At 42.7% G+C, this 12,250-nt stretch carries 9 protein-coding genes and 1 pseudogene; 4 read left to right on the top strand and 6 right to left on the bottom strand.

Translation table 11 applies throughout. From position 1 onward, the window contains the following. Nucleotides 1-76 precede the first annotated feature (76 nt). The 6 genes and pseudogenes from ltrA to F6K38_RS25480 form a co-directional block, all read right to left on the bottom strand. Entirely contained in the window at nucleotides 77-1,606 is a 1,530-nt protein-coding gene (gene ltrA, locus F6K38_RS25505; protein ID WP_008190968.1) for a group II intron reverse transcriptase/maturase, read from the bottom strand. A 584-nt stretch (nucleotides 1,607-2,190) separates the two neighbouring features. After that, nucleotides 2,191-2,343: pseudogene (locus F6K38_RS25500) on the bottom strand (RNA-guided endonuclease TnpB family protein); the annotation flags it as partial. Between the two features lie 332 nt (nucleotides 2,344-2,675). Continuing rightward, complete coding sequence (locus F6K38_RS25495) at nucleotides 2,676-3,326, bottom strand: hypothetical protein (RefSeq protein WP_008190963.1); 651 nt, start codon at nucleotides 3,324-3,326, stop codon at nucleotides 2,676-2,678. A gap of 293 nt (nucleotides 3,327-3,619) precedes the next feature. Continuing rightward, nucleotides 3,620-4,063 (bottom strand): hypothetical protein, encoded by a 444-nt coding sequence (locus F6K38_RS25490; RefSeq protein WP_008190960.1) that lies wholly within the window; start codon nucleotides 4,061-4,063, stop codon nucleotides 3,620-3,622. Nucleotides 4,064-4,383: 320 nt separating this feature from the next. Beyond that, nucleotides 4,384-5,322 (bottom strand): M56 family metallopeptidase, encoded by a 939-nt coding sequence (locus F6K38_RS25485; RefSeq protein WP_008190958.1) that lies wholly within the window; start codon nucleotides 5,320-5,322, stop codon nucleotides 4,384-4,386. Then, nucleotides 5,322-5,744 (bottom strand): BlaI/MecI/CopY family transcriptional regulator, encoded by a 423-nt coding sequence (locus F6K38_RS25480; protein WP_008190954.1) that lies wholly within the window; start codon nucleotides 5,742-5,744, stop codon nucleotides 5,322-5,324. Before F6K38_RS25480 ends, F6K38_RS25485 begins: the two co-directional genes overlap by 1 nt. A 244-nt stretch (nucleotides 5,745-5,988) precedes the next feature. Between F6K38_RS25480 and petJ the strand changes: the two genes are divergently transcribed. The 4 genes from petJ to F6K38_RS25460 all read left to right on the top strand — a co-directional run. Further along, nucleotides 5,989-6,465 carry a cytochrome c6 PetJ gene (gene petJ / locus F6K38_RS25475; RefSeq protein WP_008190952.1) on the top strand — a complete coding sequence of 159 codons (477 nt, stop codon included), beginning with the start codon at nucleotides 5,989-5,991 and terminating at the stop codon, nucleotides 6,463-6,465. A gap of 1,554 nt (nucleotides 6,466-8,019) precedes the next feature. Further along, nucleotides 8,020-9,777: a 4Fe-4S binding protein gene (locus F6K38_RS25470; protein ID WP_165691848.1), complete on the top strand. Its 1,758-nt coding sequence runs from the start codon at nucleotides 8,020-8,022 to the stop codon at nucleotides 9,775-9,777. Nucleotides 9,778-10,223: 446 nt separating this feature from the next. Then, nucleotides 10,224-11,510 (top strand): RNA-guided endonuclease IscB, encoded by a 1,287-nt coding sequence (gene iscB, locus F6K38_RS25465; protein ID WP_287357893.1) that lies wholly within the window; start codon nucleotides 10,224-10,226, stop codon nucleotides 11,508-11,510. 192 nt (nucleotides 11,511-11,702) lie between these two features. Further along, nucleotides 11,703-12,250 (top strand): FHA domain-containing protein (locus F6K38_RS25460; protein ID WP_287357890.1); only part of this gene is annotated, 548 nt, incomplete at its 3' end.

Genomic DNA, 12,250 nt, shown 5'->3' with positions numbered 1-12,250 from the left:
ACTCGGATTTCACGAGGGGTGGATTTTCACCACCATGGTTACCAAGTTGTCTAGGTTCAGTAATTTGTCCTAGCGGTTAATCCCCCAAAACCCTTACGGGGCAAGGTTTATAACCAACGAATCGCACCTGATTGGTCATCTCAGGATGCTTTCTCATTCTGGTATTCCAATAGATTAGGTCTCCATCATAAGGGCTTCTGGTGTCTTTGACTTTTGTGTGTCTGATAATTTCTACCTTGGCATGTCTAGGTAAGTAATTATCTTTACTAGTCATAAACATCCATCTATCCTTTCCTAAGGTTCCCCAATATTTCTTGGTTACCCAGTTTTTAGATTTATTAGGATGCCTTCTGTATCCCCATCTTTGAAGCTTATTCCATAACATGTATCCTATTTTCTCGAATGTTTCTTTGCTACATACTGTTTTATTGTAGTTGCACCATCCGAGTATAATAGGTTTAAGGCATTTTATTAGTGCCTCTTGGGAGGCGGCTCTATGACGGTCTATTTTGTCTGAGAGCTGCCTATAATGTCTTTGGATGCTTTCTTTGGATGGTTTTATGATGGTCTTAAAACCTTGTTTTGACTGATTTTTACCTACATTGTATTGACGTATATTGAATCCTAGGAAGTCAAATCCGTCCGTTGTGTGGGCTATTTTTGTTTTACTTGGTTTTAATTCCAGCCCTATATCCTTCAACCATGTGCTAATAATTTTTTGACATTCTTCTACTGTGGTTTGGTCTTCGTGTATGATTACGAAGTCGTCAGCATATCTTATCAAACTCATTGCCTTTCTCTTTTGTGTTTTAGCCCTCCCTTTTATTTTTAATGTTTCTGCATATTGTTTGATGTGCTCTTCCATTCCGTGGAGGGCTATATTTGCCAGGAGTGGAGATATAACTCCACCCTGAGGAGTGCCCTCTTTTGTAGGTGAGAATGTTCCATTGTCCATCACTCCGGCTTTGAGCCAGGACTTTATTAGACGTCTTAAGGATGGATATGTATTTAATTTTGTTAGTAGCGTTTCATGGTTGATTTTGTCAAAGCATTTGGCAATATCTGCATCTAGAACCCATTTTTGTTTTTGGGCAATGGCTTTGAATATTGCTTCAATAGCATCGTGACATGAGCGTCCTGGTCTGAACCCATAAGAGTTGGGTTCAAATTTTGCTTCCCATTCAGGTTCTAATGCCTGTTTAGCAAGTGCCTGTAAAGCACGGTCATATATGGTCGGGATTCCTAAAGGTCGCTTTTCCGTTTTTCCAGGTTTTGGTATCCAAACCCTTCTTGTTGGTTTTGCCTTCTTATGGATTTTTAGGTTAACTACCAGGGCGAGTCGTTGCCTATGGGTTAAGGCTTCTTTCCCGTCTATTCCGGCAGTTTTCTTACCTTTGTTTTCCTGGGTAACCCGCCTGACCGCAATCATTTTGGCTGTCCAGGATTTCATTAGGGTCTTTTGTAGCTTTCTTACCACACGGACGTCACCACGTTGTGAGGCTCGATATATTCGTTTTTGTAACTTAAATAAGACTTTTTCTAGCTTACGCCAATTTACCCTATTCCATTCCACCGTCTGGTTTCCCTGGGTTTTAGACATATTCATTACTACTTACAACTATATCTTTTCCTATAGACGTGAATCTGTCGGCGTATCCTGGATGTTACTCCAGGTATTAGCTTTTGATTCAATCTTGCTCCCATATAACTTACGGCTAACTACCTACTCAGAATATTCGACCTTTCTGAGAGTATATATAGGAGTTACTTCGTTCCTGATAACCATTTTTTCGGACTTTTAGGGCGATACTATTCACCGGGAATTAGGGAAATCATTATGTAGAGCCAAAACTACATAATCCATTTGTTTTCCTTTAACTATTTGTTTGTAGCGTATCAAACCTTATTTCGCTACACCTATTTAACTCGGATGTATCTTTCTTGCGTACCCATGAGTCCCTGCCTGTTACTAACATCTGTTCAGGTTAAGGATGCTTCACTGTTCGACCCTTGCATTAATCTATGAGTTTGTTATGTTCATAAATCCGGGTAAGGCTGTCACTCGGATTTCGCGAGGGATGGAGTTTCACCATCATGGTTATCAAGTTATCAGAGTCAGTTTCCTGACCTAGCGACTAATCCTCCTTCTGACCTTTAATTGGTTTGAAGTTTCTAGTCAACGAATCGCACTTGGCTGTAGTAGTCTGGATTATTTCTTAAATCAGGGAGATGACAAACAAGAGGACAAGCATTAATGGAACAGCGATTCTGTTCATACCAGGCAAATCTATCCGCCAACAAATAGTTGTACTGGGCACAAAGCATTGACAACCAGTTATCAATTTTAGCTACTTGTTATTTTGTTGGTTTTAATCGGTATTGATACGCTAGTTTCATCCCTTGCTTCCTGTTTGATCGACCTACTATGATGATCACATGCCTGTACACATGCGACAACCCATAATGAAAGACAAGAAGTTGATTATCAGACTTACCGATTTTGAAAAAAGGCAGTTCTTACAGGAAGCAGAACGAAGAGGAATGACTCAATCTGAATTAATCAGAAGTTTAATAGCTCGTTTTCCTGTCCCGAAAGACTCTGTGCAAAATTCATCCCACACTCATGCTGCGCATGTTCGTTGTGGGGCTTCTTTTGCCGGACAGCTAAATGGAAACTAACTTGCTAACGGTTCTGATATCAGTTCCCAAGCATTGACATCGCTGACACCAATGCGCACTGGTACGTTAAGATAGTCCTCTACCAGGTAATAATCGGTCTCATAGCGGCCTAATGCGCCATCGGGACGCCTCAGCGTGTACTGGAATTTGGGAATGTAACGCTCCCGAGTCAATCGATCAATTAGTTCGTTATAGTCATCCCGACTATCACGCCACAAGTAGCGATAATTAAAGCCAGTCCACTGATGGGGTTGGAGAATACCCCGCTCTGGTGCAAGTAGGTCATTGGTGTGTAAGCAAACATCATTCCACATTGACGTAATTACTACAATTAGACCTTCTTCACGCTTTTCTTTGATAAAATCATTAACACGAAGGTAGTTGGCTCCTAGCAAATAGGTTCCATTTTGGGGTATTGGTCCGGTCATAGTTGTCTCGCTCCTGAGTATGGAGGTGGGAATTTGGTAAGGTCGCTCGCATCCGGGCCAGGATACAATAGCCCGTTGAAGCCTGAGTTTTTGAGCAGAGACAGCCAGCTCACTAGCATGTCGCCTTAGAGCGTAGGCCGCTAAGCGTGATGGTGCTTCAATATTGAAGCTTTCCGTGGTAACTGATAGATGGCACCCTGAGAAAAAGAAATTGTCCATTGTTGAAGACTGAAACCTAAAATGACACGCTGAGTAGTGAGTGTTGCTGTTAAGCAAGTTAAACCGGACCAACGGAGACTATGGCTAAGTACTATGGCTAAGTACTATGGCTAAGTACTATGGCTCACCTCTGCTTGTTGATCTATGGTTGTTGATCTAAGTAACCGACGGCTTCCATAGTACAGTAACTGGCAGGATTGATTTTAGCCAAAAATCGCTTCAAAAACCGATAATTTCTGTAAAAAATCCCCTCTGATAGCAATCACCATTGGCAGCTGTTAGTCCGATCACGGTTATTGAATCCTTGGCGACTCGCTGTTGCTCGACAATTTTGGAAAACCGTAGAAACAGCGATCGCGAATCTCCACTAACTCATCGGTTGTCCAAGGTTCATCATTGTTCTTGCATAGCACTACACCCAAACCAATCAGATCATCATCTGTGGGTCGGTTTCCTTCCAAGATGGCTTGGAGGTTTTCAACGCTAACTTCACTTAATCGTGATAGTTCTTCCAAGTTCCAGCCATGAATCAGATCAGCAATGGTAGGAGTTTGTGCTGGAACTGCTAATTGTTGGCTGCTGTCTAGGTACTGAAAAAATTTAGTCAGCGCATCTTCTAGTCCTTCACTGTAGTCAAGTTCGTGTTCGACACAGTAGTTGCGGAAGCGCTTTAGTAGATGTTTGGGAATATGTCCTCGCAGTAATGCATACCGGGGATCTGTCTTTTTGTGAACCAATGTCCTTGTCCTCTAGCTCCAGAGAGAGCAACATGTGATTGTCCTCTTATAAGTTTGGCACATTTTGTCACGATATACTTCTATTGGTATATCGTGATATCATGACAATGGGTTAATACACTGGTTAATACACTTAGGTAGTTACTACACTTACGGGGTTTATTTAAGTGTTTTACTATCGTGTTTTGTGTGTTCGTTCCTTTTGTCGCGATATATTTATATAGTTACATCACTATGTCGCGACGTCAAGACCAAAAAAAATATTTTTTTCCCCTTTCCCTGTGGCCTAATGCCTGTGGTAATGCCTGTTGCCCTTAAGTTTATTGGTGAAACGGTACAACCAATAGGGGTAATAATACGTATAGCAACCAACTCCAATTCCAGGAGTAATTCCAGGAGCTAGTACCAGTGGCAGACTCTGGCTCTGTCAAGAGTGCATCGATTCTCTCTTGGAAGCGACTGGGAGGCACAGGTCTACTAAAGGGAGCACAGAAATTTTCCGTAGTTATCATGGGACTGCTAACCATAGTCAACAGTGATTCTGCCAACAATAGGGCATCGACCCGTTTAGCGGCCCAATGGTCAGCACGGATTTCTCGTAGATTCAATAGTTCTTGCCACAATGACTCTGTATTTGGTAACCAAGCGGTAATTCGATGAATCCATCCTAGCCAGAAAAACCAGAAGGTATCTCGGTAATGGTGGTGAGCTTGCTCATGGGTGATCACAGCCTCTAGATGTTCCGATGAAAGAGTTTCTAGGAGTCCCTGACTGACCACAAGTTCGGGTTGCCAAAAGCCAATCTGAGCAATAAAGGGTATGGGAGTGTCTAAAAGACGAGCCAATTGACCCTGACTAGCTAGGGATTCAGGGGTTGGAGTTAAGCCAGGACAGTTTTCAACCCTTTCCCATTGCCCATTTTGCCATTGCCCATTTATTAAGCAAATTTGGGGTAAGGAACGAACTTGTTGCAAAGACTGCCAACCAAGCTTTGCTGACTTTAGCCACAACACTACTGCCCAACCCAGAAATCCTAGGGCTAGGCAGTAGCTGAGCCAGTCGGTGCGTAACCCGATCATTTGTCCCTTTGGCCCCATGGATAGGACAGCCAAAGCAGTGGTTAGGAGAAGTAGGGGTGGAGCAAGAAATTGCACTAGTACCTGTTGCCAGCGCCTGGGCAAACTCCCAGGAAGTTGGTAGCTTGTGTGCCTGTGCCAGCAAGCCAGCCCTAATGCTGCTATAATCATCACCACATGCATTATTTTTCCTCCTTCCGCCTTTGACGTGCTGCTTGCAGTCGTTGTGCGATCGCAGAAATTTGTTCCACACTGGCTGCATCTAAGCTATCGGCAAAGGCAGCAACTACATCCGGATTGCCTACGGCTAAAAAGCGATTGAGCTGGTCATGGGCTGCGAGTACCTGGGCTTCTTGCCGAGACACTAAGGGTCTCCATAAAAAGGTACGCTGTCGTTTATCACAACTGAGCCAACCTTTCTGGGTCAAGCGGCGTAGCACTGTGGTCACTGAAGCATAAGCTAATTCCCGATCTGGGTCAGCCAAAATCTGTTCATGGACATCTTTGACAGTAGCGCAACCTAATGCCCAGATAATCTCCAAGATTTCTCGTTCCAATGGACCTAGGGAGAGTTGTTTAGGGCGATGATGGGGCAGAGGACTCATAGATTACTGGTTAATTTTGGTTTAATTTTATTTAGGTTAATTTGGGTGCTAGAGGTTATTTACAGTTTATGACATTTTGATCAGTCAGGCTATCCCGATTCATATGTAGTCGGTCTGCTTCCTTCATTGATAGTCTTGGTTCTTAGGTTTGACAGCAGTTCTTCTAAGGTTTACAGTCATTCTGAGGAATAATTATAGGCCACTCTGTAGCCTGCTATCTGTTTTGATCAGAAGGAGAATACCCTTGAAGAAGCTGCTATCAATCCTGTTGACTGCTACGGTATGGTTTACATTTGCTCTAGAACGTCCAGCCCTCGCTGGTGATGCCGCTCAGGGAGCTCAGGTTTTTAGTCAGAATTGTGCTGCTTGTCATATCGGTGGCAATAACGTGATTATGGCCAATAAAACCTTGAAGAAAGCTGTCCTGAAACGATATAAGATGTATGACCTGGAAAAAATTAAAACCCAGGTAACCAATGGGAAAAACGCTATGCCCTCCTTCCAGAAAAAGCTAACTGAGCAGGAGATTGAAAATGTGGCTACCTATGTTTTATTGCAGGCTGACAATGACTGGAAGTTGGGTAAAGAAATTCCTAATCGAAAATCCCCACAGTCCAAATCTCCACAATTAGGTGTAGAGGCTGATCAGACGCCAGTTAATCAGGACAAGACCGATACCCTTAAACCCAAAAAGCGCCCATTCTGGCGCTCATTATTTTGATTCCCCTAATGTAATGAAAGTTACTATAGCATTTTTATTGGATGTGCGAAACTAGGATTGATGGGAAAAGCGATGTAGTGAAGTCTTGGACACCCCACAGCATGGGTCGATTTAGGGAGCCAAGATGCTAATGCTTTCAATAATTAATCGTTAAGTTGAGCAACGCCAAAAATGCTATTATTCTCAAAATAAACGTCAAAATGGATTGAAGACATGAAAACCTAGTATCGCTAGATACTAAGTTTTCAATTCAATTATTGGTATCAACAGCTACGATTAATGGGTAGGACGAGCAACTCATGGCTTCAAGATATTCGCTTCAAGATATCAAAGCTTAGTATGCCTATAAAATAAATTATAGATTATTGTTATCCCTAAGCTAATATTGGTATCAACAGCTACAATTAATCGGGAAAAGGGGATCCAGGGCAAACGCATCTAAATTCTAAAAGCCTTACTCAGAAGAGATTTCAAAATTAATAAGCATAAATACTTATCTTATTAATCTCATATCCAGTAGGCATTTCAAAATAAGATGCGTTTACCCTGAAAGGGGATCAGACTCCTGAATCCCTTACTGCCAAGTATTTAAAGCGACCTTGGTTTAGCTTTACCAGGGCTTGAAATAAATTTATGCAAATTTTTAGTAAAGTTGGTGAATTGCTTTGGTAAACTATCTGTGAAGCTAAACAAACCTACAAATCCTTTATTCAAATCATGAGAAGGGTGCATATGATGATTCGCTGTCAAGATTCGGTTAGTTTGTGGATTAACTCCTGGGAGCTGTTGAGATCCATCTATAACCTCAATTGAGGGGTTAACCAAGCTGTCCCAACTGGCCAACCGCCTCAGTGGTGATTAATGCCTAGTTTAGTGACCCCTACTGGTTAAACCTAGTTACACCTATGTTGACGAGAGGTAATTTCCCCTAAACCGCTGTCGAATGGGAGCAGTTGGTACTGATGATTGAGACAAGAGAGAGAGCACCCAGAGCTGTTTAAAAAGCTCTCCATAACCTGTAAGCCTATTCAAAACTGGCCAAAGCCTAGCTTACCCAACCACATCAGGTAGAGCTAATAGTGCTTTCGACCAGCTCCAACAAATTCTGTTTCTGACAGCAAGTAGGGCGATGTCTACCCAACTGTCAGATTAGAACCATATGCATTTTTTTTGTAAGCTCATGATGTTATGGCGCTACGCCCAAGGCAAGAGGCATGCATCCATGCAAAAGTTGAATACAACAGCTTTTAAGCTTGTATCAATGTCCTCTTAATGCTTAGTGCTATAAAAATTTGGAAACTGCATAAAAGGTGTGGACTCAACCAGATAAGTAACTGGTGACACAAACCAATGGTGTTAGTTAGGTTGCCCACAAACCCAAGCTTAAGAGGCTTGACCTAAAGCTGGTTGGTTTTATGGAACAGATCATGCCCAGGCATGGGTAATTCTCATCATCAGGATTTAGTTTCGGTGCTAGCTGTTAGGAATTATCCAAACGGGTACTGTCAATGGCTGAAGTTGTTTCTCATAATGGAGCAAAAGGGGGTTAAAGTGATGCTGTCAAAGGTACCAGAACAAAGTTGGCACCGAGTCCGTTGGGTGCTAGCGATTAGTTGGCTAATATTAATTGTCTCGTTGTTTTATGACCCGATCTCACACAATTTAACTGATCCTGATAATCTATTCAGCCTATTTCGAGATCCCATACTCACCCGAGACCCATGTGTTCAAGTCCAGGGAGTATGCCTAGATGAGAAACCCTATGCCCTGGGAGCGCGAATGTTTTGGGGCATGATCGTGCCTAGCGCCATCATGATTGTCTTGGTGTTTGGTCATGAGACTTGGCGACGCATTTGCCCACTTTACTTTCTGTCCCAAATTCCCAGAGCTTTGGGGTTGCAGCCACAGGGGGATATCAGCAAAAATCCCTGGCTAGTTCGTAACCATTTATATGTGCAGTTTGCCATTTTCTTTATCGGGTTGAACTGCCGGATTCTATTTGTTAACTCTGACCGCTTGGTTCTGGGTTTGTTTCTGAGCTTGACTATCGTATCCGCCATGATGATGGTATTCCTCTATGGTGGCAGAAGTTGGTGTCATTATGTCTGTCCATTTGGCATGGTTCAGATGGTATTTACTGGACCACGGGGATTGCTTGGCACTGAAGCTCACAACGCACCGCCAAAAACCATTACCCAGTCCATGTGCCGCACCCTAGACAAGACCACAGGTCAAGAAAAAAGTGCCTGTATCAGTTGTAAGTCCCCTTGTATGGATATCGATTCCGAAAAAGCCTACTGGCAACAACTGACTAAGCCTGGTCGGAAATTAGTCCAATACGGTTATTTAGGCATGGTAATTGGCTATTTCGTCTACTACTGGTTGTATGCAGGAAACTTCGATTATTACCTGTCTGGGGCTTGGACCCATGAAGAGAATCAGTTAGGTGCGCTTTTCAAGCCAGGGTTTTACATCATGAATCACCCGATTGCGATTCCTAAACTGGTGGCAACTCCTCTTACCTTCGTTGTCTTCGTGGCGCTCAGTTGTCTAATTTGTACCAAGCTAGAGAAGACATACAAAGCTGCTCTGTGGCGAAAAAACCAATCTATCACTCACGAGCAAGTATTGCACCGAGTCTTTTCCATTTGTACCTTTATTGCGTTTAACTTCTTCTTCATCTACGGGGGTCGTCCCGAAATTAATCGGTTCCCTGTTCTAGTGCAATTCCTGTTTCAGAGTGTAGTGATTCTAGTCAGCAGCTTATGGCTTTATCAAACTTGGGGTCGTAGTTCCCACCAATATACCCAGGAGAGTTTGGCAGACAAGTTGCGCCGTCAACTCAAGAAGCTACCCCTGGACTTCTCGGAATTTCTGGAAGGTCGTTCCGTGGATGATCTCAAACCTGAGGAATTACACATCCTGGCTAAAACCCTACCGGGTGCTAACCAACAATACCGCTTGGGGGTATACAAAGGGGTGCTAAGAGAAGCCATCCAAGCTGGACATGTGAATTCCGCTAGTAGTCTCGAGGTTCTCCAGCAGATCCGGGATGAACTGGGTATCAACGATCAGCAACATTATCAGGTTTTAGAAGAACTTGGTAAGGAGCAAGAAAACTTACCAATATTGTATCCCCACTATGGACGGGACCCTTATAAAGTACTGAGCACCATCAAAGAGCGCCAGAAAACTAGTACTTCTAACCAACGCACTATACTCAGGGAATCTCGCAAGCAGAATCGTTCTGATAAGCGCACCAAGCTGCTAAAAGACCGCAAAGATGACAATCAATCAGGTGATCAGGACTAGTCCAAGGTGATCCCAGATAGTACATTCAACAGGGTGAGACGAGGAGGATATACCGTAAAAAGAGAGCATTTTTCATAAAAAGAAAAAAAAAGGCTGATAACTATATGGCCACTGGTAAAACACTTATAAAACACTTACTTGTGGCTCAGGCCGAGGGTACTACCGATGAAGACAAGTTGAGATGAATTGTGAACTCACAGTCAACTACCGCACACTGACCTAACGGTACAGTGTGGGCTTGAAAGAGCCTGTTGACCAGATGGCTAATCAAATTAGCAGCCGTTAAGACCAAGAGTTAAAGTTCCTACCTTGGGGTGCGTGCCAGCTCCAAGCTCTAGAAATGAGTAATTAAACAGGTTATTCGGGAAAGCCAGTGTTACTCATAAAGTACCGAGTCTTAACACCGTCGATGCAAACTTTACCCACATAGTGGAGATTTCAAAGTAATGAGAGTTTTTGTATTAGATAAAAATAAAAAACCTTTAGACCCTTGTCACCCGGCAAAAGCTAGAGAACTACTAAAAAAAGGTAGAGCAAAAGTTTTTAAACGATACCCATTCACAATTATTTTGCCAGATAGAAAAATTGATAATTATGTTACTCATTCTCACAGATTAAAAATAGACCCAGGTTATAAAAATACGGGAATTGCTATTGTTCAAGAATCAACAGGTCGGGTAACTAATGCTTTAGAAATTGCTCATCGGGGATTACAGATTAAAAATTCCCTTGAATCTCGTAGAGCTTTAAGAAGAGGAAGACGGAATCGTAAAACCCGTTACCGTAAGCCTCGGTTTCTTAACCGTAAAAAACCTGAAGGTTGGCTACCACCATCATTGATGAGTCGAGTTTTTAATATTGAAACCTGGGTTAGAAGGTTAAGAAAGCTTTGCCCCATAACAGCAATTTCTCAAGAATTAGTACGTTTTGATACCCAAAAAATGCCAAATCCTGAAATATCAGGAATTGAGTATCAACGAGGTGAGCTATTTGGATTTGAAGTGAAAGAATACTTATTAGCTAAATGGGGAAGGAATTGTGTGTACTGTGGTGCTGAAAATGTGCCTTTGGAAGTAGAACATATTGTCCCCAAGTCAAGAGGAGGTAGTAATCGAGTCAGCAATTTAACCCTAGCTTGTCGTTGTTGTAACCATAAAAAAGGTAGTGACCCTATTGAGAAATTCCTCAAGAAAAAACCAGCCATCCTTAAGGGAGTGTTAGCCAAGGCAAAAGCACCACTTAAAGACGCAGCAGCAGTTAATGCAACTAGATGGGAATTGTTCAGAAGATTAAAGTTGACTGGGCTATCTGTTGAAACTGGTTCTGGTGGTTTGACTAAGTTCAATCGTCAAACTAGAGGCATTGAAAAGACTCACTGGACAGATGCTGCTTGTGTTGGTAAATCTACCCCTGAAAAATTGTTAATTAAAGGTATCAAACCATTACTAATTAAAGCAAAAGGTCATGGGGTTCGTCAGAGATGTCGCCCTAATAAATACGGTTTTCCAAAAGCTCATGCACCTAAAGCCAAATTCTTTCAGGGATTCCAGACAGGTGACATAGTTAAAGCTAACATTCCAAAAGGAAAATATGCTGGAAATTATACAGGTAGGATTGCTATTCGTCATCGTCCGAGTTTTGTACTTCAAACACAACCGAAAAAGATTGATGTTCACCCTAAATATCTGCAAACAATTTTTAAAGCTGACGGCTATGAATACGAGATTAATTAATGTTGATTCGCTATCGCTGGCCGTAGGCCACGCTGCGCGAACAATTTATTTGTTGGCGGAAATTCCCCAGGCACTAACCCGAAGGGTATAGATGCCTGGGGAATTTCCGCATCATAGATGGACAATCCCTTCATAATTTCAGCAATTGACGCAATTGACCCATTAGTTCGGTAATGTGGAGTGACACAAAACATGCTGACGACTACAATCATCAACTACCAAACCAACGAGTTACAGGAAAAAACCCTGAAACCAGCAACTGGAATTCAAGGTGAGTATCTGATTGGCCGCCATCCGAGCTGTGACCTAGTCTTGGATAGTCCTGTCGTCAGTCGTGTACACGGCAGAATCCTATGCATAAGGGGACAGTGTTTCTTTACTGACCTCGGTAGCACCGATGGCTCTCGGATCAATAATGAGGAGGTAGATGTTAACCAAAACTGGCTCCTGAAGGAAGATGATATCATCCGCATCGGTGAATTTGTGTTGTTGGTCAAAGACCTACAGCTCTATGGCTCTAACCAGGAAGCCAACCTGGTAGATGGTAATAGCCCTGGAATCAAGCAGTGGACTAAGGGTGAGATTACTGTCCGCTGTGTACAGGTCATTAATGAGACCGATGATGTGAAAACATTTCGCTTCGTTGCCGAACCACCAATACTGTTCAGCTACAAGCCAGGTCAGTTTGTCACTCTCGATTTGGAGATTGATGGCAAACCAGTGAAGCGTTCCTACTCCAT

This window comes from Moorena sp. SIO3B2, assembly GCF_010692525.1.
In the GTDB taxonomy this organism is placed as follows: domain Bacteria; phylum Cyanobacteriota; class Cyanobacteriia; order Cyanobacteriales; family Coleofasciculaceae; genus Moorena; species Moorena producens.
Note: the sequence above shows the minus strand (reverse complement) of the source record. Positions and strands in the feature narration are given on the sequence as shown.

Bases quoted from the DNA above. Each gene is read 5' to 3' on its own strand.
- ltrA (WP_008190968.1), bottom strand. From the start codon at position 1,606: ATGAATATGTCTAAAACCCAGGGAAACCAGACGGTGGAATGGAATAGG.
- F6K38_RS25495 (WP_008190963.1), bottom strand. From the start codon at position 3,326: ATGGACAATTTCTTTTTCTCAGGGTGCCATCTATCAGTTACCACGGAA.
- F6K38_RS25485 (WP_008190958.1), bottom strand. From the start codon at position 5,322: ATGCATGTGGTGATGATTATAGCAGCATTAGGGCTGGCTTGCTGGCAC.
- F6K38_RS25480 (WP_008190954.1), bottom strand. From the start codon at position 5,744: ATGAGTCCTCTGCCCCATCATCGCCCTAAACAACTCTCCCTAGGTCCA.
- F6K38_RS25470 (WP_165691848.1), top strand. From the start codon at position 8,020: ATGCTGTCAAAGGTACCAGAACAAAGTTGGCACCGAGTCCGTTGGGTG.
- iscB (WP_287357893.1), top strand. From the start codon at position 10,224: ATGAGAGTTTTTGTATTAGATAAAAATAAAAAACCTTTAGACCCTTGT.